We start from the raw sequence: 19,528 nt of genomic DNA, 5'->3' as shown, positions 1-19,528 counted from the left end.
CTATTACCGTCGTCGTCCCTGGAAAGTACTTAGCCGGGCCCTGGAGGTGCTCTGGTCCTTTGGTTTTTTCCTCACCTGTTTGCTCTGGGATCAATGGACCCATCAGGTGGAATATTACAAACGGCAACGGGCGGAGGATTTACGGGAATTACTAACCAAATTGGGGCCGACTTTTATCAAAGTGGGTCAGGCCCTCTCCACCCGGCCCGATCTGGTACGGCGAGACTTTTTAGAAGAATTAATCAAACTTCAGGATCAATTACCGCCCTTCGACAATGACCTTGCCTTTTGGCTCATGGAAGAGCAATTGGGCATGAAAGTAGACGAAGCATACCGGGAAATTTCCGCCCATCCCGTGGCCGCCGCTAGTTTAGGGCAAGTGTACCGTGCCATGCTTTTTAGTGGCGAAGAAGTGGCAGTGAAAGTACAGCGCCCCAATCTGCGCCCTCGGCTTAGCTTAGATCTATATCTGATGCGTTTGGGAGCGGAAAAATTTGGGCGATTTCTGCCCCTCAACCTCGGCCACGACTTAACTTTGATTGTGGATGAGTTTGGTATTAAGCTGTTTGAAGAAATTGATTATTTAAACGAGGGTCGTAATGCCGAAAAATTTGCCGAAAATTTCCATGGCGACGCCGATGTTAAAGTGCCGTGTATTTATTGGCAATACAGCAATCAAAAAGTCCTCACCCTCGAATGGATTCAAGGCTTTAAATTAACCGACATAGATAAAATTCGAGCGGCGGGCCTCGACCCCAGCAACATCATCAAAATTGGCGTTACTTCCGGGCTCCGGCAACTGCTGGAACATGGCTTTTTCCATGCCGATCCCCACCCCGGTAACCTATTTGCCACCTTAGACGGTCGCATGGCCTACATTGATTTTGGCATGATGGACCAGTTAGAACCGGGTACCAAGGAAACCATTGCCAGCTCCATTGTCCAGTTAATTAATAAGGATTACCTAGCCCTCACAGAAGACTTTATTGCCCTCGGTTTTCTTGCTCCCAACACTGACATTACCCCCATTATTCCTGCCCTAGAGAATGTTTTTGGCAGTGCCATTGGCCAGAGCGTCCAAGACTTTAACTTTAAAACCATCACCGACGATTTTTCCGAGTTGATGTATGATTATCCCTTCCGAGTACCGGCCAAATTTGCTCTGATTATTCGTTCCTTAGTGACCCAAGAAGGTTTAGCCCTGAGCTTAGACCCCAATTTCAAAATTGTCGAAGTGGCTTATCCCTACGTAGCCCGTCGCTTATTAACCGGGGAATCTCCCCAACTGCGGCGCCAACTCATTGATGTGCTGTTTAAAAATGGCAAATTCCAATGGCAACGGTTGGAAAATATGCTCAGCATTGCCCGTTCTGATACCAAGTTTGACCTTTTGCCCACAGCCCAATTGGGTTTGCAGTTCCTCTTTTCCGAGGAAGGTTTATATCTGCGGCGGCAAATTCTCCTGGCTTTAACGGAGGATGATCGCCTGCATACGGATGAAGTGCAAAGAATTTGGGGTCTGGTGAAGGATGACTTTAAGCCCCAGGAATTAGTAAGCGTCGCTTGGAACGCAGTGCGGGAATTTTCCCTCGCCGGGGTGAGCACTATTCTGCCCCAAAGGTAACTTTTGCCCAATCTACCAGGTTCAAACAATTAATTCCAATCGCAACCGTAATCAAGTTCTTTGCCTTGGGGTCAATTGACCTTGACTCTGTTGTTGACCTATCTACGTTACTGAATCGATTTCAATTCCCCCTTTGCCGTCCTTGCCATCCCCTTGGCGATCGCCGTTATTGTTGCTGTAGGGATTAGCGAATAACCTTTCGGGGTCGAGGGCATCGGGATGGGTGGAAAATTGGGGCAATACTTCTCGAATGAAAGCGGCGGAAGCCTTGGAACGGTAACGGTTGGGGTTAATAATCACCGAAAGAACCCGGCGAATTTCCACATTTTTAATCGGGGCGATATGGAGCACATTCATCTCCAATTCCTTTTCGATCGCCGTGGTGGAGACGAAGGCCGCTCCCAAACCGGACTGCACCGCATTTTTAATCGCTTCGATGGAATTGAGCTCCATTTCAACTTTAAGGCGCTTGGGGTCAATTTCTCCCTGGCTCAACACCTTATCAATCACTTTGCGGATAGTAGATTGGGAATCAAGACTAATAAATTTAAGCTTGTATAGATCTTCCTTTTGGATTGTCTCTGCCTGGGCCAAGGGATGGAACACTGGCAAAATCAGGGCCAATTCGTCCTCCGCGTAGGGCAATACTGTCAAAGTTTCCTGCAACTCCGCCGGTACCTCGCCGCCGATAATGGCCAAATCCACCTGACCGTTGGCCACGCCCCAGGCCGTCCTGCGGGTGGAATGGACTTGCAATTGCACCGTTACATCGGGATATTTCTGCCGGAACATACCGATCATCCGGGGCAGGAGGTAGGTACCTGTGGTTTGAGAAGCCCCCACAATTAGGGTTCCCCCCTGTAAATTTTGTAAATCCTCGATCGCCCGACAGGTTTCTTGGCAGAGGGTAATAATTTTTTCGCCGTAATTGAGCAGTAAATGCCCCGCCTCCGTCAATTGAGCCTTGCGCCCTCCCCGGTCAAATAAAGGCACACTCAACTGCTTTTCCAGGTTTTGCACCTGCAAACTAACTGCCGGTTGGGAAACGTACAATGTGTCTGCCGCCCGTTTAAAACTGCCTTCCGAGGCGATCGCCTTGAGGATGCGAAGTTGATCCAGCGTGAACGGGATATCCGACATAGATCCAGCCAAACGATGAACAAGACAGGGACAGCCCTATTGCACTGACAGTACCACAATTAGAGCCTTTACAACGGTATCGCCCGGGGTCTAATTCATCGATGGGAGCCTAGTTAACATCAAGGCCGATCCCGCTCAAAAAAGTCAATTTACTTTAACCGACGCAAAAAAGAGGGCAGTTAATTTACTCCCTCCCTTTGCAAAATCCACAAAATGGTGGCTATTAGCTTATTTCTGTTACTCCACTGCACTCCAACCCCGTGCTAAAGCATTCAGCGCTGAATACCCTAGCCAAAGTCAAACTAACTGAGGGAAGCACTGCTACGGTCATAGGTTGTACGGAAACTGGATTGGGGTTTGCCCTGTACAGTGGTCCAAAAATCTTTTTCGGCTTCTACGCCAATCTCAGCGGCAGCCCGAGACAACATAGACTGTTGACGGTTTTTAATAAATTGGTGGTGGCGCATCATGAGAGCGCGGGCCTGTTGTTGAGTAGACATAGTGAATACCTCTTGACGATTGCTGAAAAAAGTTTTGGTTAATTACCCTCTTTAATATTTATAACACACAATTCTGTAACATTTTATACAGAAACAAAAATTTACATCCCTTTTTTTCTGATTCTCAATTCTCCAGTTAGTCCTATGCGCTATCGCTTTTACACCCTTGACGTGTTCACCGACCAACTTTTTGGCGGTAATCCCCTGGCAGTTTTTCCCGATGCCCAGGGTTTGACCGATGGGCAAATGCAGAAAATTGCTGCGGAAATCAATTATTCTGAAACGGTGTTTGTGTTGCCTCCAGCGACGGCAGTGGGGAATTTCCGCCTGAGGATTTTTACCCCCAAAACAGAATTGGATTTTGCCGGGCATCCCACCATTGGGGCCGCCTATCTGTTGGGTTTGCTCCAGCCCCCCAGCCCTTTAGCCACCACCACTTGGCAGTTGGAAGAGCCAGTGGGCCTAGTACCCGTTACCCTCCACTACGATCAAGAACAGTTGGTACAAACGGAATTAACCGTGGCCCAACTTCCCCAAACCCAGGGTTTCGCCCCATCCAGCCAAAATTTAGCCCTGCTTTTGGGGTTATCCATTGATCAACTACAGCAAGGGGAATATGAAGCAAAGCCCTATTCCTGTGGGTTGCCCTTTTTATTTATTCCCTTGGTGGATGAGGAGGCGTTAAATAGGATTAGTTTTAAACTATCAGTTTGGCAAGACCTATTGGCGGATCAATGGGCCCATTGCGTTTATTGTCTGGCCCCAGCGGATCCTGCCCTAGGTTTATTAGATAACAAGTTGATCCACGGGCGGATGTTTGCCCCCGGTTTAGGCATTGCGGAAGATCCGGCCACTGGCTCCGGGGTAGCGGCGTTAGGTGGTTACTTAGGCGATCGCCTGGGAGCGTCAGGGCAATATCACTGGCAGATTGAACAGGGCCAAGCCTTGGGAAGGCCCAGCCAATTACAGTTAACTGTGGTGAAAGAAAATCAGACGATTACGGCAGTGAAAGTGGCCGGGCGATCGGTTTTAGTATCAGAGGGTTTTATGAACCTGGGAAATTAGGGAAGTGTCACCCCTGGGGACAGAAATTTTTCTTCTTTCTTTACCCCAACCCCAGTGAAGAAGGGATTCACCCATTATTTGCCTAGGCAAATAGGAAAAAACTGAGGGGATTGTGATAGGATGGTTGGTCGGACGCGGACGTGGCGGAATTGGTAGACGCGCTAGATTTAGGTTCTAGTGTCTTTGGCGTGGGAGTTCGAGTCTCCCCGTCCGCATTAAAAAACGAAGTTAATGTTCCACCTTAGGGGTAAACATTAGGTGAACCTATCTAGGGTGCGGTATTGGATTGCTTCGGCCAGATGGGATGCTTGGATATGATCCGATTGGCTTAGATCAGCAATGGTGCGGGATACCTTTAAAATTCGGTCCATGGCCCGGGCGGAGAGCCCCAGTTTTTTAATCGCTCCTTCCAGCAGTTGACGGCAGTTTTCATCCAACTGACAAAATTGACGTAATTGTCCCGCCTGCATTTCGGCATTACAACTAATTTTTGAGTCTTTACTAAATCTGGCGATCGCCATGGCCCTGGCCTTAGCCACCCTTTGTCGCACTGGTTCTGAATTTTCTCCCTGGCCTTGGCTGGTCATTTCCTCCGGCTTAAGGCGGTTCACCGCCACCTGTAAATCGATACGGTCCATCAGGGGGCCAGAAAGCTTGGACCAATACATTTCCCTCTGGCGGGGAGAACAGGAACAGGCTTGAATTGGATCGCCAAAATAACCACAAGGACAGGGATTGGTGCTGGCGATGAGGGTAAATTGGGCAGGAAACATGATGGTTTGCTTGGTGCGGGAAATGGTAACTTGCCCGTCCTCCAAGGGTTGACGCAAAAATTCCAACACATTGCGTTTAAATTCTGTCAATTCATCTAAAAACAGAACCCCTCGATGGGCCAAGGAAATTTCCCCCGGCCGGGGAAAGCTACCGCCTCCCACTAGGGAAGGGCCGGAAGCCGAATGGTGGGGACTGCGAAAAGGGCGCTGACGAATTAACTGCCCCCGTTCCTTCAGCAATCCTGCTACGGAATGGATTTGGGACACTTCCAGTGCTTCTTCAAAATGGAGCGGCGGCAGAATACCCGGTAAACGCCTAGCCAACATGGTTTTACCACTGCCCGGTGGCCCGACAAAAATCAAGTTATGGCCCCCCGCGGCGGCAATTTCTAAGGCTCTCCGGCCATGGGATTGCCCTTTCACGTCTTTTAAATCCAGGCAAGGTAGGGGCATGCTCCACTGTTGCTTGGCATCCTGGGCATTAACTGGGGTGAATTTTTCCGGTGCTCCAAGAAATTCCACCACGTCTTTAATATGGTCGAAGCCGTAGACTTTTAAGCCCTGCACCACGGAGGCTTCCAAGGCATTACCGGACGGTACTACTATGCCCGCTAGACCCATTTTTTGTGCTGTGGCCGCAATGGGAAGAACCCCGGCGATCGCCCTTAAACTGCCATCTAGGGACATTTCTCCTAAAAACAAATAATCCCCAAACAGTTGGGCATCCACCTGTTCCGATGCTGCGAGGACGCCAATGCTAATGGGTAGATCAAAACTGGGGCCTTCCTTTCGTAAATCCGCCGGGGTGAGGTTAATGACAATGCGCCGTACCGGAAAAGCAAAGCCCGCATTTTTTAACGCCGCCTTGACCCGTTCCCTCGATTCCTGCACTGCCGTATCTGGTAGTCCCACCACGGCGATCGCCGGTAACCCAGCAGAAACGTCCACTTCCACTCCGACCTTGATGGCATCAATGCCCAACAGGGAAGCACTCCAAACCCTTGCTAACATAATCGATCCACAAACTCAGTTCACTTAGCCTGATTTTATCTATCAAGATAGCATGGGAAAATTTTCACTAAAGCTCCCCCACCCTGGAGGTCGACAATGGGTTCTAAGTCTAGCCAGCCAGGGAGATAACTACTCTGCTTAAAGGCAACCTAAATTACTTAGCGCCATAGAAAAAAGCAATTTCTTTATCCTTGAGGGGGGCAAAGCCAGCGTCAATCAATTTTTGGTCTAATTCTGCCTGGGCAATATGCTTGGCTCCAATGCGGACAATGCGGGAGCGCATGGTATTACTAACCCCACTGCGTTGCCGCCCTGCTTCCAAACCCATCACTTGATGATAGAGTTCCAGTTTGGCTGGGGGAATAGCACTGCCATCAAAATCAATGCCAGCGGCGATCGCCTGGTCAATGGCATCGGCTCCTTTGGTTGTATTAGCCATAATCAATATTACCCTCGAGTTATTTTGCTTTAATTATCCTAGCGAAAAAAGGTCACTAAAATCACCAATATCCGCCAGATAATTGCGACGATTAAATCAAATCAGTGCCATCAATAAATATTATTAATCTCCACCTGGCTAGATGATTAACAATCTAGTGACTGTGGTGATGGGAGCAATAAACCCATGCGGCCGGATGATTGAGATAATGCTCCTTTTTCCAAATCGGTAATCTCAATTTAATTTGGTCAATAACATACTGAGTGCCTTGAAAAGCGGCTTGGCGATGGCTAGCCACTGTCCCCACCCACACCGCGGTTTCCCCTATTTTTAAATGGCCACTCCGATGGATGGCGATCGCCTGGTGAAGATCATATTTTTCCTTAGCTTCAGTAATAATTTTAAAGCCCTCGTTAATGGCTAACTCCTGATAAACCTGGTATTCCAAAGAGTTAACTTGTTTGCCATCATTGTGATTTCTGACCCAACCGGCAAAAGTTACCAAGGCTCCAGCCTGGTCATACTCTAAAGCCGCAATTAAAGGTTGGGTATTAATCGGTTGGTCACTAATGTCAAATAAAGCTAAAGCCATGGAAATTAGCCCCCAGCAACGGGGGGGATAAAAACGATAGTGGACTGGTCTAAAATTATATTTTCCATGGTGGTAAATTCATCATTGACTGCAACTTTTACTTGAGTAGAAGACAAATTAAATCTATAACGCTCCGACAATAAATCATAAAGTTCTCGGTAGGTATTTAGATCGGTGATTAAATTTTCCTCCGCAACTTTGGCCTGTTCCTGGAGAGAAGCAAAATACCTTAACTTAATTGATTTGGACATAATCTTCTGGGCTATTAACGTTGGCAATGTCAAGTAAATTGTCAGGCTTGATCAATTGGTAATCCGCCATTTGTAAAATTTTAACTGGACAATGTAAACCAATATGTTTCGCTTTAGTAAATAACTTTAGGGCAAGGGGAGTGTAAATGCCACACAACGCTTCGGGAAAACCTTGATCAGCATTTTCGTAGCAAGTTGCCACCAAATCTTGGCGGGCATGGGCAATTAGCTTTTCCACCATTGTACTATTGATATAGACCAAATCACAGGCAATAATTAGCCAATTAACCTGGGGATAACTCTGCAACGCCGTTAAAATTCCCGACATCGGCCCCACACTTTCTCCTTCGTCAACTAAGGTAGGTAAATTTTCTAACGCAGTGCCTTGCCACTGGCCGGGGCGGGCGGAGAGGAAAACTTGTTCACAATATTTTGATAATAAATCGTAGATATATTGCCCATGGGGTTGCCCTTGATAATTAATTAACGCCTTGTCCTTACCCATGCGTTTGCTTTTTCCGCCGGTCAACACTAAACCGTAGAGAGGAGTTTGCTTAATATCGGCTTTGCCACCGGTCTTTTCTATTAATTGAGTGTTTTTGATAATAATTTCAGAGCTGATGGATTTACACATATCGTAAATTGCTAATGCCGCCACGGAGACTCCACAAAGGGCTTCCATTTCTACCCCAGTTTTGTAATTAGTATTAACAGCACATTGCAAAATTATCTCCAAATAATCTTGTCCTTGGTCAACAATCTTGACATCAAATTTACAGCCATGGATTGGTAAGGTATGGCAAAAGGGAATCAGATCCGCTGTTTTTTTCACTGCCATGGTGCCAGCAATAATCGCTGTTTGAATCACTGGCCCCTTCTTCAGAACAATTTCCTGCCCTGTTAAATAATCTTTGATGGCCTTAGGTAACTGCACTATGCACTGGGCCACTGCCCGGCGATCGCCAGCTACTTTTTGACTAATATCCACCATGCGGGGCTGTTGATTTTCGTCGAGATGGGTAAACATTTATCCTCCAATTTGATGCATGGCATGGCTAACTTCGGGGGGTCGCAAATAGGGCTTCATTCCCAGTAATTGCCAGTAAACTTGCTGACGTTCCAATGGCGAAAAGTTGCGAATGTTAACCCCTTCATTTTTAAGCAAACAGGCCCGCAGAGTCCCATCTACCGATAGCCGCCAACGGGAACAATGACCGCAAAATGGCTGGGATTCGGACGCAATAAAACCGATTACGCCCCCACAGCTAGTGCTATAGCGAAAAGCCGTAGCGTCCAAGGCCGATTGGATCGGTTTCAAATTATATTTTTGTTGAATTTTGGTCAGCAACTCTTGGGCAGAAATGAATGTTCTTTCCTGCTGTTGACAGGCATATCCAATGCGCATAATTTCCAAAAATCTAATCTCCATATCCCATTGTTTAGCATATTCAATCAAATCAAAAATTTCCTGATCATTAATCCCCCTCATTACCACCGTATTGAGTTTGATCTTAAATCCTTGATGATGGGCTAATTCGAGATTACGAAGGATTATTTTCAGATAATTGCCATGGGTGATTTCCCGAAAAGTTTTAACATTTAAACTATCGAGACTAACGTTTAAATCCAGAATATTATTTTCCCTAAGGGTATCCAAATGTCGATCTAGAACAATACCATTGGTGGTCAAACCAATTTTTTTAAGTTTTAATTGACCAATGGCTCGGGCAATTTCGGCGAAGTTACTTCTCAGCAAAGGTTCTCCCCCGGTTAGGCGGACTTCTTCCAAGCCAAATTCAATTAATTCTCCAACAATTTCCCCATATTCTTGACAAGATAAATAAGTCGATTGATTAAGAAATGTTGCGTCCACTGGCATACAATAATGGCAACGCAAATTACACTGATCCGTGAGGGAAACCCTCAATTTACGAATGCGGCGGCCATAACTATCAACTAAGGTCTGGGACATGGGCAATGCTAATTCTACCAGGCATAAAAAGGAAAACATTCTCCAGCCTGAAAATATGCTTGGTGCTGAGGTAGTTCCAAAAAGCCATCACTGTTAGCTAGGGCAATAAATTCCCCGGAGTTTTTGACGGGCAGCGGCTCAGCTGTAATCACCGCCTGGGGAGTATAACTTCGCTTAACAGGTAAAAAATAGGTCAAATCTTTTTTAAAAGTAAAATCCCTAGTTAACTGGGCGTAGATTGGAGGATTATCCAAAAAGTAGCGATGTAAACAAACAAGACTAGAAATAGGGTTTCCCGGCAGACCAATAATAACAGTTTTAGCCTGATGATCAACACCAAAATACATCGGCTTACCGGGCTTTTGGGCCACGCCATGGATATATTTAGTTACGCCTAGCTCAGACCAGACCTTTGGTAAATAGTCAAATTTACCTTTAGAAATGCCACCGGAATAAATCAAAATGTCATACTCCAGTTTAGCCCGTTGATAATGGCTAATAATTACCTCTTGATCATCAGCTAAGTGATTCAAGTTTAGATTCTGAAACCCTCGACTTTGTAGGGATACTTGGAGTCCATAAAGATTAGAACGACGTAGCTGATGAGATTCTGGTTTTTGAGTAACTTCCACCAATTCATCCCCGGTGGAAATAATTTGGATGCGGGGCGTTTGCTTAATTTTGACTTTAGTTTTTCCAAAGGAAGTAATGATGCTCCAAGCGGGGCCGTTTAACTTTGAAGCAGATTCTAAAATAACTGTTCCTGATCGGCAATCACTAGCTTTTGAGTGAATAAATTCCCCTGGATTTCTTGACCGGAGATCAACAATTTTCACCTGATGATCGGCGATCGCCACCTCTTCGTAGGGAATAACCAAATCACAATTCTGGGGTAGTAGGGCCCCCGTCATCACCTCTAAGCAACCGGCCTGGTCCGGTAAACTACATCGGCGATCGCCTGCCGCCACCGTCCCTAAAAGGTTGAACTGACGACGGCCCTGGTTATATTCTGACCAAGCCAAGGCAATGCCATCCATCATTACCCGATCGCCAGGGGGATAATCCCGGTCGGCCTCAATGGATTCCGCCAGAACTGCCCCATAGCTACCATCAAAATCAATGGTGGTATCACCAAAATCCGGCCAATGGGTTTGGATAATTTCAACAGCGGCGGCAACGGAAATCATTTCGGACGCTCCCCATTACCATTTCTTGTAGGGTAGGAATTTACCATTCATCGTCACTTTAACCCGATCTCCCTTGGGATCTGCTTCTTTTTCCACATCGAGGGTAAAGTCGATGGCACTCATGATACCATCCCCGAATTTTTCATGGATCACTTCCTTCATGGGCATGCCATAGACCTGCATAATCTCATAAAAGCGATAAATGAGGGGATCCGTGGGAACCACTGGTCCCAAACCCTTAACCGAAGGAGCAGTAAGTTCGGGCACAAGATCACCGCTCAAGCCGAGGCATTGAAGAAGTTTTTCCGCCTCATCAACGGAAGCACTGGCCTGTCGATAAATCACAGCGGCAATCCAGACTTCATCCCGTTCGAGCAATTGCTCCAAATCGGCGAAGGTGACTCCCTTGGCTTTTTTCGCTTCCAGAAGTTTTGTCGTAATGGCAGAAATTTCAGTACTCGACATGGAGTTCTCCCTATTAATTAAATAGTTTCAATTCAACGGAATTAATTTTCAGACTACAGATTGACCCGCCTATGCAAGGACCATGGGCACCCAGAAAAATCTACCGCCATGGGATTCTGACGGGAAAAGCCCAGAGAGTACTACTGCCGATAAATCTGGAGATGTTATCGATGGCAGAATTAACCAGAACTTGGGTGCTAAAATCAACGCCGCACTGCACCAAATTGTTCAATTAAAATCTGAGCCAGCAAAGGCTGGAGTTCATCACAGGGAATGCTCTTATGGACACAGGTTCCTAAATGGGCATCTTTACCCACTTTCCCCCCTAGGTAAACGTCTGCCCCGTCCACCGTTTTGCCATCTTTGCGCACCTTTGTGCCCATCAAGCCAATGTCCGCCACCTGGGGTTGGCCACAGGAGTTGGGACATCCAGTCCAATGGATCCGCACTGGACTTGGCACAGTAAGTTCCTTTTCCAACGCCTCCACCATGGCCAAGGCTCGATTTTTCGTTTCGATCAGAGCGAATTTACAAAATTGCGCCCCCGTACAGGACACCACCGATCTTTTTAGGTTGTCAGGATTAACCTTAAATTTATCCAGTAAAGGTTCCGCTAAAAGTGCTTCAAGTTTTTCGTCGGGGACATTGACCAAAATTAAATTTTGTTCCACCGTCAGCCGCACTTCCCCACTGCCGTAGCTTGCCGCCAAACGGGAGAATTCAAAAAAGTCATTGGCATAGAGACGGCCCACCGGCACATGGAGTCCCACATAATTTAACCCCGCCTGTTTCTGGGGGTGAACTCCCAAATGATCCCGCTTATCCCAGTCCAACTCATCCTTGGGAGCCGCTGTTAACAGGGGAAAGGACAACTTGGCGGCCACTTCCTCCCGAAATTTGGTGACTCCCCATTCATCAATTAGCCACATTAAGCGGGACTTTTGACGGTTAGCCCGCAAACCATGGTCACGATAGACTTCCAAAATAGCTCGGCACAGATCCACCACCTGTTGATCCGGTTGCACCCAAGCATCCAGGGGAATGGCCGCCTCACAACGACGGGAGGAGAAAAAGCCCCCTACCACCACGTTGAATCCTAAAATTCCTTCCCGATAGGCCGGCACAAAGGCCACATCGTTAATTTCTGCGTGGACAGAATTATCCCGACTTCCTTCAATGGCAATGTTAAATTTCCTGGGCAAGTTGGTAAATTCGGGATTACCCTGACCGCCATTGGTGATCATGTCCTGTACCCGTTGCACCAGGTCTCTGGTATCAATCAATTCATCCTTTTCCAACCCTGCCACCGGGGAGCCAGTAATGTTACGCACATTATCCATACCGGACTGGACAGAGGTCAGGCCACAGCTTTCCAGCTTGCTAAAAATATCGGGAATATCTTCAATTTTGATGCCCCGAATCTGCAAATTTTGCCTGGTGGTGATGTCCCCATTGCCCCGATCGCCGTAGCGGTCAATAATGTCGCCAATGACCTGCAACTGCTGACTGGTGAGCAAGCCGTGGGGAATGCGAAAACGGAGCATGAACTCCCCGGGGGTAACAGGGCGAAAAAAAATGCCCAACCACTTCAAGCGTAGATCCCTGTCCTCTTCGGGGATGTTTTCCCAACCAATCTGGGCAAAATGCTCCAACTCAGCCCGGACAGCCAAACCATCTTTGGTTGCCTTAACGGTCTCAAATTTATTAGCCACAACGCTTCAAGCCAGATAACAGTAGAAATCACTATAGGGTTCCCATTTCGTTAAATTTTGTAACGTAAATTACACTCAGCCTACCTATATGCGGTTTGTGCATTTAGACTATGCGTTAACTTTTGTTGGAATATCGGGCCGATAATTTGGTATTCCAGCCCATGGAATGGACGATAATTGGGGATGTCAATGTAGTATCGAAAGACTTACCCCAGGTTTTTGTTAGTGATTCATGGTTCAATTTCAACCCAGTGATAAAGGCGAACTGATTTGGTCGGTGGCGGATCTCCTGCGGGGAGACTATAAGCAGTCGGATTATGGCAAAGTTATTCTGCCGATGACGGTCCTACGGCGGTTGGATTGTGTGTTGCAACCCACCAAGGAAAAGGTATTGGGTCACTCTCTGCTCCAAACCTTGAAGAAACTGCCCAGGAGGAACAGGAAAATGAAAACACGCAGAAGATGGCATTAACGAAGCCGTAGAAAAATCTGCCGCCGCCCGTGGTCAGCAAAGTAATCTCTCATTTTTCGCCTTTACCGCCACCCCCAAACCCAAAACCCCAGCCATTTTTGGACAGCAAGACCAAACAGGTAAACCAGAACCCTTTCATCTTTACTCCATGCGCCAAGCCATTGAGGAAGGTTTTATTCTCAATGTCCTCCAAAATTACATCACCTACCAGCGATTTTTCCGCCTCTCCAAAGCCATTGAAGATGACCCCGAATTCAATAAGAAAAAAGCAGCCAAGGCGATCGCCCGATTTGTGAGCCTACATCCCCATGACCTTTGCAAAAAAACCGAGATTATCATTGAGCATTTCCGCCAATTCGTCATCCACAAAATCGGTGGTAAAGCCAAAGCGATGGTGGTGACTTCCTCCCGACTCCATGCCAAAGCGAGTCCTTGAAGACCCATCCTTTGGTGATTTGGTCAAAGAATTAATGATGAAAAATGTCTATACTCGTCTCAATCAAGATGAAGTTGCCTAGTTAATTGCATCGGCGATCGCCGTAAGATCCACCAGTGCGACTATTCATTCACTGATCGCCATCAAGAAGTTAGGAGTGGTGGGGAGTTGCCGTTCTCCCCTTAGTATTCTGAGCTTGTTTTGCTACATCCCTTGAGGCACTGAAATACCTGGTAAAGCATTCAATTGAGCCGCCGTGAGAGGATTGCCACCGAACTGTTCTACGGACCAAGCCAAGGCTCCAGTCAGGCCGGCATTGTAGTCAATGGCCACTTCATTGCTGATGTAGTCATCCCGGGAATCGTTATAGCTAAAATCATTGGTCGCAGTGGGGCCTCCGACCAAAGCACCGAATAAAACATGTTCATTGGGTAAACCGTTGCGGAAACCGTCCCAGCCGACTCCCGAGGCGGCCCGATGGTGGGGTTGTTGGGGGAAATCGTTGCCGTAACCCACCATATAGCTAGCATTACGAGGATTGCTGCCCAAAATATAGTCCACCGTATCCTGGGCCAACTGGGCATACTTCCCGTTGGGGTCAGTTAAGCCATCTGAGTACACCGCCGCCAACATTGCCGTATTGGCCGCATAACGGAGGGAGCCCCATTGACTGATGAATCGTAACCCACCGTCGGTAATTTGGACTCCATCGGTGCCATTGACCCAGGCATCTAACCAGCGGGTAACATCTTGCTTAATGGCTTGATTGCCCGTGTCTTGGGCTAGGATTACCGCCGTGGCATAGGAAGCGTCGTCCCAATTGTGGGTCCAACCCCGGCTTAGACCGCCAATGTCACTGTTGTAAATATTTAAGGCTTTTTGCAGATAGGCAGAACCATCTCCCCCCGCACTATTCACTGCCCGGGATAACCACGCTGCCCCATAGGCTAATTCGTCTTCGTAACCACTCCAGGAATTGTAATAGTTCCGCACTTCGGGAATGGAGTCGGAATATTTACCCCGGTAGGTATCCGCAAAACGGTAGAGGGATTGGGCATTAACTAACAATTCATCGGCATAGGCAACATCCCCCGCTTCTCGGAACAGAATGGAAGCTGCCGCTAGGGCCGCCGCCGATCCCGCCGCTACATCGGAACCAGGTTTATCTGGGGTGACTGCCATGGCTGGTCGAGCAATGGTTTGGCTTTCCGGAGCACTCCAGAGGGAATGATCCGCCGACACATTCCCCACTTGAGCGACAAAAAATACGGTTTCCCCATTGGCATTGGTGACGTGGGCTTTGAGCAAATAATCTGTCCCCCACCGTATGGTTGCGAGGAGGTCATCCATTTGGCCGCTGGTTTGATAACCGGCTGTAAATTCCACACCGCCCCAGGCCAGGGTGGTCAAAGTAGAAGCGAGGGGTAAACCAAATTTGCCGTGGTCTCCCGCATCGTGGTAGCCCCCAGTTAGGTCTAGGCTCAAACCCGCTTGCAAATTACCATTACTTTGTCCACCAAAATAAATGCCATCTCGCCCATCCCTCAGGCCAGAATCTCCCCGCCAGTCAATCCGTTTCGTGGCTTCATCCAAGTCTCCAGAACGATTCGCTTCGTAAAACAGGAAGGACTTTTGTAAAGCTTCGCCGTAATTATGGTCCCCATTGGCGATCGCCGGCGGATCAACAGGATTGGGGTCTGGGTTAATCGGGTCAGTGGGGGGATTGGGATTAGTGGGAGTTCCCCCGGTATTATCCCCAGTACCGGCACTAGGTTGGCCGACAATAGCACCACCGAAGAAAAGCAGATCGGCGTTTAAACTGCCATCATTACCGATCGCCGTGCCTTGGGTACCATTAAAACCAACTTTGACTGAAGCGCCAGGGGCAATGGCTGCCGCCCATTCACTGCCGGTGACCACATAACGGGTAATACCTCCGCCTAAATCCGTCCCCTGTACAGTGGCGCCCCAGGGACTACCGGAGATTTTATGCACCGTATCGAAGCTAAAGCTCCAACTATTAAGCCGTGTATTAGAGGTATTGGTTACGGTTAATTCCGCCGTAAAACCATTCCACCAACGATTGCCTGCCACCGTGACAGTAAAAGGACTACCCGGAGAAACGGGATCAGTGGGTGGGGGAGTAACTGGATCCGGGTCTGTTGCGGGAGGATTGGTAGTGCCTCCTCCCATGCCATCACCGGGGTCAGAACCATGGTCCATACCGCCGCCGTGGTCATGATCATGGTGACTGTGGTCATCGCCACTGCCATGGCCCCCAGCCCCACCGCTAAATTCCCCTCCGCCAATGGGGGTTAAGCCATTGCCCGGCCGACTCTGATGGCCGTCGGTAATTTGCCCTGCAGGGCCCTGGGGCGTAGCTAAACCAGTGCGGCTGACAATGGTAACTTGAGCGACAGTAACCCCAAAAGCATCTTCCAACCGGTCTTCTACTACCTGGTCATGGTGAAATTCTAAATTGGCAGGAATCAATTGACCGCGGGTAATCCCCACCAGCAATAGAGTTTGCCCCGTGGGTTGGGTGGCAATTAATAAACCCTCCGCTGTATCTGTAACTGTTAATCTTTCTCTGGTGCCGTAGTAGAGAAAGCTCAGCTTCATGGTGGCAGGGTCAAAATTTTCAATCCGTTCCTGCACCCCATACTCATGGGAACGCACATAAACTGTGTTGTTATTCCTAGCCCCCAAACCCAATTCCCAACTGAGCACCCCACCAATGTCCTGGCGTAAATGCTCGTTTTGCACAATGCCAAAATTTGCTGCCGTCAGATCGGTAAAACTAACCCCCTGAATAATTTGGAACTCTGGGGTCCAAGCCCAGGGATTGATAATGGCCACTTCCCCAGTGCTGGTCTTACCAACGATCAGGTTGTGCACCGACACATCGCCAAAATCTAATCTATCTAGAGCCGGATTAAAACCAACAATATCGACCGCCGCAGGATTAATCGCAAACACTCTGCCGGTGCCAGGATTCGGATTAGGGTCCACCACGGGATCGGTAGGTGTTACGGGATCGGGATCCACAACCGGATCAGGGATAGGATCTGGGTCGTGATGATGATGATCTCCCCCCGTGCCCCCCGTATTGCCCCCAGCGTTAGTGAACAATAGGGCGGAGGTTAAAGAGCCGCTGTTACCGATCGCCGTGCCCTGAGTACCGTTAAAGCCAATGGTGACAGAGCCACCAGGGGGAATACTTGATGCCCAACCGGCCCCCGTGAGGGTGTAGCGGGTGATGCCATTGCCCAAATCTACGCTAGTGAACGTCGCCCCCCAGGGATTACCGGAAATTTTATGGACAGTGTCGAAGGTATAGGTCCAGTTAGTGAGGGGGGTGCTGGAGGTGTTGGTGATGGTGAAATCAGCGGTAAAACCGTTCCACCAGAGGGAGCCACCCACGGCTACGGTGAGGGGGGATAGGGTACTGGTACTGTTCATGGCGAGGAGCTTTAAAGGGGATGGGGATACTTTTTACAACTTAAGCAACAATCCCTGGAAACCTAAACCCTTCAGGTGGAGGGTTTTTAACTGGCTTTGGCTTATATTGACCCAATATTCCATCTACGCCTAAAGATAAATACACTAAATTTGACAAATTTTTTGGTCAGTAAACCTCATCTAAAACTATTTCTTCTTGTAAATTTTCTTGATTTTTCTCAAAATTAAATATGATGCGACAATCATACTCAACACTGCAAGCCCAGGCACCAGATAATTTACCCTTTAGTTTGTGGTTTCTGAGGACAGGATTATAAGGATCTGCGGCTAACAGTCTTAATTTTGCTTCAATCTTTCTCTTCAGATCTGGATTTCTCTTAATAACCACTTTAAACACCCGTTTAAAAGAGGCAGTTAAAACTAACTTATCATCATTTAGTTCGTCAATAATCTCGTCAATACTTCCTCGAAATTGTTCTCCTTGCTGATAATCTCGACAAGCTTTTTGGATATTTTGAGCAATTTCTTCTCTTCTTTATTCTGTTTGACGACGCCGAACAAGATCAATTAATTCATGTTGTTCATTGATAGAAAGACCGTCTATAATTTCTGGGATTTGATAGAATTGCATTGCTTGTGGCATTATTCATTTTCCTCTTTGGGATAATCAGATAATAAGTAAATTCCTTTAGATTCCTTGAGTTTGTTGTGGCGGTATAGTACTAAAGGTCTACACTAAAGGTTTTGTGCTACCAGATGCTTCGCTGAATAACTTTAGGTACAATAACCAGAGACTGGGCAAGGAAAATACACCTAAAATTCGCTCTCCTTCTGGGTTGAACACCATCATCACTCGACTTAACATACCAAAAAAATTTTCAATGATTCCCTTTGCAAAAAAAAGTTTGGCTTTGCTGACTCCCTATCTATGGGGAATTTTACTGGTCGGTTTACTAATTCTCTGCCCTGCCCCAGTCTGGGCCACAGAAAATGTCAGTCCTGTCACCGATGAGGAGTTACAGGTAGGGGATGGCCTCGCCGATCAAGCCTTTGCCGCCACGGAAATGGGGGATTTTGTCACCGCTGAAAAATATTGGACGGAATTGATTGAGAAGTTCCCCCAGAATCCCGCCGTGTGGAGTAATCGGGGCAATTCTCGGGTGAGCCAAAACAAATTGGACGAGGCGATCGCCGATTTCAACCGAGCTATTGAGTTGGCACCGGGGCAGGCGGATCCCTACCTCAACCGGGGTACTGCCTTGGAAGCGAAAGGGGAATTTAAAGCCGCCATTGCCGACTATAACAAGGTTTTAACCGTTAACCCCGAAGATGCCTTTGCCTACAATAATCGGGGTAATGCGGAAGGGGGTTTGGGCCATTGGACCATCGCCCTAGAGGATTTTCAGCGAGCCACGGCGATCGCCCCTAATTTTGCCTTTGCCCAGGCCAACACTGCCCTAGCCCTGTATGAATTGGGGCAAAAAGAAGAGGCCATTCAAACCATGCGCCGTTTAGTAAAAAAATATCCCATGTTTGCTGATATGCGGGCCGCCCTCACCGCCGTACTGTGGGTAGATGGACAACAGGGGGAAGCAGAAAGTAACTGGGTGGCCGCTGTGGGGGTAGATAGCCGTTACCAAAATCTAGACTGGGTCAAACAAGTCCGCCGCTGGCCTCCCAGCGTGATCAGTGCGTTGGATAAATTTTTGAGTCTTAGTTAAGGCATCCCCACCCACGAGGGAATTGATAGCTCCCGGCCCCGTCCATTCGTTAAATTGGAATTATTCAGTCCTAATAATCACAAGACTATGCTCGATATTCAGGCGATCGCCGACCATGCCCACCAAGGAGCCGCCGCCCTGGGAATTAAACAATACGATATTTATGGTTCTTCCGTGGATGACAGCGGAGTCGAAGTGGATTCCGGTGAACCCAAACAGGTAGAAGCTTCCAACCGGGCCAGCGTGATTGTACGGGTTTGGAATGACAAAGGTTTAGTGGGGGTCACCAGCACCACAGATTTGGATGCGGCCGGCATTAGTTTAGCCCTGGAAACCGCCGCCGAAGCCAGTGCTTTTGGCATCACCGATAATATTCCCGACTTCAGTCCCGAAGCCCAAGTGCCCATCGGTGGCGCTGAAAATGACGTGGCGGAACCGGCCCCCATGGGGGATTTAATTGCCACATTGGTCAAAGCAGAACAGGACCTGCTGGCCAGCCATCCCGCCATTACCGGAGTGCCCTATAACGGTTTATCGGAACAGACCACGGAGCGGTTTTATCTCAACAGTGCTGGGGCTAAACGTTATGAATGCCGTTCCTATGCTTCCATTTATCTTTACAGTCGAGCAGAACAGGAAGGCAAAAAGCCCCGTAGTGCCGGAGAAATGAAGATCAGCCGGGATTTAGCCAGCCTGGACATTGATG

At 48.0% G+C, this 19,528-nt stretch carries 19 protein-coding genes and 1 tRNA gene; 7 read left to right on the top strand and 13 right to left on the bottom strand.

Annotated elements, in window-relative coordinates; all coding sequences use genetic code 11:
* Positions 1 to 1,624: AarF/ABC1/UbiB kinase family protein (locus IQ219_RS04830; RefSeq protein ID WP_194071892.1), on the top strand; the 1,624-nt coding region annotated here is incomplete at its 5' end.
* Between the two features lie 102 nt (positions 1,625 to 1,726).
* On the opposite strand, the gene IQ219_RS04825 is transcribed toward IQ219_RS04830, so the two are convergent.
* The gene (locus IQ219_RS04825) at positions 1,727 to 2,764 is read right to left on the bottom strand and encodes a LysR family transcriptional regulator (protein ID WP_190598121.1); all 1,038 of its coding nucleotides are present in this window, start codon (positions 2,762 to 2,764) and stop codon (positions 1,727 to 1,729) included.
* Positions 2,765 to 3,066: 302 nt separating this feature from the next.
* On the bottom strand, positions 3,067 to 3,264 hold the full coding sequence (locus IQ219_RS04820) for a hypothetical protein (protein ID WP_194071891.1): 198 nt from the start codon (positions 3,262 to 3,264) through the stop codon (positions 3,067 to 3,069).
* 144 nt (positions 3,265 to 3,408) lie between these two features.
* On the opposite strand from IQ219_RS04820, the gene IQ219_RS04815 reads away from it, so the two are divergent.
* Together IQ219_RS04815 and IQ219_RS04810 are read left to right on the top strand one after the other, a co-directional pair.
* Complete coding sequence (locus IQ219_RS04815; RefSeq protein ID WP_194071890.1) at positions 3,409 to 4,329, top strand: PhzF family phenazine biosynthesis isomerase; 921 nt, start codon at positions 3,409 to 3,411, stop codon at positions 4,327 to 4,329.
* Positions 4,330 to 4,463: 134 nt separating this feature from the next.
* Positions 4,464 to 4,544, top strand: a tRNA-Leu gene (locus IQ219_RS04810).
* Positions 4,545 to 4,583: 39 nt separating this feature from the next.
* On the opposite strand, the gene IQ219_RS04805 is transcribed toward IQ219_RS04810, so the two are convergent.
* The 9 genes from IQ219_RS04805 to IQ219_RS04765 form a co-directional block, all read right to left on the bottom strand.
* Positions 4,584 to 6,113: a YifB family Mg chelatase-like AAA ATPase gene (locus IQ219_RS04805; RefSeq protein WP_194071889.1), complete on the bottom strand. Its 1,530-nt coding sequence runs from the start codon at positions 6,111 to 6,113 to the stop codon at positions 4,584 to 4,586.
* A 154-nt stretch (positions 6,114 to 6,267) separates the two neighbouring features.
* A complete protein-coding gene (locus IQ219_RS04800) occupies positions 6,268 to 6,552 on the bottom strand; it encodes a DUF4090 family protein (protein WP_194019331.1) in 285 nt (94 codons plus the stop codon).
* A 154-nt stretch (positions 6,553 to 6,706) separates the two neighbouring features.
* Entirely contained in the window at positions 6,707 to 7,144 is a 438-nt protein-coding gene (locus tag IQ219_RS04795; protein WP_190598125.1) for a molybdenum cofactor biosynthesis protein MoaE, read from the bottom strand.
* 5 nt (positions 7,145 to 7,149) lie between these two features.
* The gene (gene moaD / locus IQ219_RS04790; RefSeq protein WP_194019332.1) at positions 7,150 to 7,395 is read right to left on the bottom strand and encodes a molybdopterin converting factor subunit 1; all 246 of its coding nucleotides are present in this window, start codon (positions 7,393 to 7,395) and stop codon (positions 7,150 to 7,152) included.
* On the bottom strand, positions 7,379 to 8,422 hold the full coding sequence (gene moaC, locus IQ219_RS04785) for a cyclic pyranopterin monophosphate synthase MoaC (protein ID WP_194019333.1): 1,044 nt from the start codon (positions 8,420 to 8,422) through the stop codon (positions 7,379 to 7,381). Before moaC ends, moaD begins: the two co-directional genes overlap by 17 nt.
* Positions 8,423 to 9,406 carry a GTP 3',8-cyclase MoaA gene (moaA, locus tag IQ219_RS04780; protein ID WP_194019334.1) on the bottom strand — a complete coding sequence of 328 codons (984 nt, stop codon included), beginning with the start codon at positions 9,404 to 9,406 and terminating at the stop codon, positions 8,423 to 8,425.
* Positions 9,382 to 10,554 carry a molybdopterin molybdotransferase MoeA gene (locus tag IQ219_RS04775; protein ID WP_194019335.1) on the bottom strand — a complete coding sequence of 391 codons (1,173 nt, stop codon included), beginning with the start codon at positions 10,552 to 10,554 and terminating at the stop codon, positions 9,382 to 9,384. The genes moaA and IQ219_RS04775 overlap by 25 nt, the downstream gene beginning before the upstream one ends.
* A gap of 15 nt (positions 10,555 to 10,569) precedes the next feature.
* Entirely contained in the window at positions 10,570 to 11,019 is a 450-nt protein-coding gene (cynS, locus tag IQ219_RS04770; protein ID WP_194019336.1) for a cyanase, read from the bottom strand.
* Positions 11,020 to 11,222: 203 nt separating this feature from the next.
* The gene (locus IQ219_RS04765) at positions 11,223 to 12,731 is read right to left on the bottom strand and encodes a ferredoxin--nitrite reductase (protein WP_194019337.1); all 1,509 of its coding nucleotides are present in this window, start codon (positions 12,729 to 12,731) and stop codon (positions 11,223 to 11,225) included.
* Between the two features lie 232 nt (positions 12,732 to 12,963).
* Between IQ219_RS04765 and IQ219_RS04760 the strand changes: the two genes are divergently transcribed.
* Together IQ219_RS04760 and IQ219_RS04755 are read left to right on the top strand one after the other, a co-directional pair.
* On the top strand, positions 12,964 to 13,203 hold the full coding sequence (locus tag IQ219_RS04760; protein ID WP_228016714.1) for a type I restriction-modification system subunit M N-terminal domain-containing protein: 240 nt from the start codon (positions 12,964 to 12,966) through the stop codon (positions 13,201 to 13,203).
* 148 nt (positions 13,204 to 13,351) lie between these two features.
* Entirely contained in the window at positions 13,352 to 13,639 is a 288-nt protein-coding gene (locus IQ219_RS04755) for a hypothetical protein (protein ID WP_194019338.1), read from the top strand.
* A 204-nt stretch (positions 13,640 to 13,843) separates the two neighbouring features.
* Here IQ219_RS04755 and IQ219_RS04750 read toward each other — a convergent pair whose 3' ends face one another.
* Together IQ219_RS04750 and IQ219_RS04745 are read right to left on the bottom strand one after the other, a co-directional pair.
* Entirely contained in the window at positions 13,844 to 17,101 is a 3,258-nt protein-coding gene (locus IQ219_RS04750) for a glycoside hydrolase family 9 protein (RefSeq protein WP_194071888.1), read from the bottom strand.
* Between the two features lie 166 nt (positions 17,102 to 17,267).
* On the bottom strand, positions 17,268 to 17,549 hold the full coding sequence (locus tag IQ219_RS04745; protein WP_194071893.1) for a type II toxin-antitoxin system YafQ family toxin: 282 nt from the start codon (positions 17,547 to 17,549) through the stop codon (positions 17,268 to 17,270).
* Positions 17,550 to 17,982: 433 nt separating this feature from the next.
* Between IQ219_RS04745 and IQ219_RS04740 the strand changes: the two genes are divergently transcribed.
* Together IQ219_RS04740 and IQ219_RS04735 are read left to right on the top strand one after the other, a co-directional pair.
* The gene (locus tag IQ219_RS04740; RefSeq protein WP_194071887.1) at positions 17,983 to 18,822 is read left to right on the top strand and encodes a tetratricopeptide repeat protein; all 840 of its coding nucleotides are present in this window, start codon (positions 17,983 to 17,985) and stop codon (positions 18,820 to 18,822) included.
* 87 nt (positions 18,823 to 18,909) lie between these two features.
* The coding region (locus tag IQ219_RS04735) for a PmbA/TldA family metallopeptidase (protein WP_368667566.1) at positions 18,910 to 19,528 on the top strand (619 nt) is incomplete at its 3' end.

It is taken from the genome of Synechocystis sp. LEGE 06083 (assembly GCF_015207725.1).
Classification (GTDB): Bacteria; Cyanobacteriota; Cyanobacteriia; order Cyanobacteriales; family Microcystaceae; genus Synechocystis; species Synechocystis salina.
The sequence above is the reverse complement of the archived record's forward strand: the minus strand, read 5'-3'. Positions and strand labels throughout refer to the sequence as shown.

Excerpts from the sequence above, each read along its gene's own strand:
- IQ219_RS04825 (WP_190598121.1), bottom strand. The coding sequence starts at position 2,764 with ATGTCGGATATCCCGTTCACGCTGGATCAACTTCGCATCCTCAAGGCG.
- moaA (WP_194019334.1), bottom strand. The coding sequence starts at position 9,406 with ATGTTTTCCTTTTTATGCCTGGTAGAATTAGCATTGCCCATGTCCCAG.
- IQ219_RS04760 (WP_228016714.1), top strand. The coding sequence starts at position 12,964 with ATGGTTCAATTTCAACCCAGTGATAAAGGCGAACTGATTTGGTCGGTG.
- IQ219_RS04805 (WP_194071889.1), bottom strand. The coding sequence starts at position 6,113 with ATGTTAGCAAGGGTTTGGAGTGCTTCCCTGTTGGGCATTGATGCCATC.
- moaC (WP_194019333.1), bottom strand. The coding sequence starts at position 8,422 with ATGTTTACCCATCTCGACGAAAATCAACAGCCCCGCATGGTGGATATT.
- IQ219_RS04820 (WP_194071891.1), bottom strand. The coding sequence starts at position 3,264 with ATGTCTACTCAACAACAGGCCCGCGCTCTCATGATGCGCCACCACCAA.
- IQ219_RS04800 (WP_194019331.1), bottom strand. The coding sequence starts at position 6,552 with ATGGCTAATACAACCAAAGGAGCCGATGCCATTGACCAGGCGATCGCC.
- IQ219_RS04740 (WP_194071887.1), top strand. The coding sequence starts at position 17,983 with ATGATTCCCTTTGCAAAAAAAAGTTTGGCTTTGCTGACTCCCTATCTA.
- IQ219_RS04755 (WP_194019338.1), top strand. The coding sequence starts at position 13,352 with ATGCGCCAAGCCATTGAGGAAGGTTTTATTCTCAATGTCCTCCAAAAT.
- IQ219_RS04815 (WP_194071890.1), top strand. The coding sequence starts at position 3,409 with ATGCGCTATCGCTTTTACACCCTTGACGTGTTCACCGACCAACTTTTT.
- IQ219_RS04750 (WP_194071888.1), bottom strand. The coding sequence starts at position 17,101 with ATGAACAGTACCAGTACCCTATCCCCCCTCACCGTAGCCGTGGGTGGC.
- cynS (WP_194019336.1), bottom strand. The coding sequence starts at position 11,019 with ATGTCGAGTACTGAAATTTCTGCCATTACGACAAAACTTCTGGAAGCG.
- IQ219_RS04775 (WP_194019335.1), bottom strand. The coding sequence starts at position 10,554 with ATGATTTCCGTTGCCGCCGCTGTTGAAATTATCCAAACCCATTGGCCG.
- IQ219_RS04795 (WP_190598125.1), bottom strand. The coding sequence starts at position 7,144 with ATGGCTTTAGCTTTATTTGACATTAGTGACCAACCGATTAATACCCAA.
- moaD (WP_194019332.1), bottom strand. The coding sequence starts at position 7,395 with ATGTCCAAATCAATTAAGTTAAGGTATTTTGCTTCTCTCCAGGAACAG.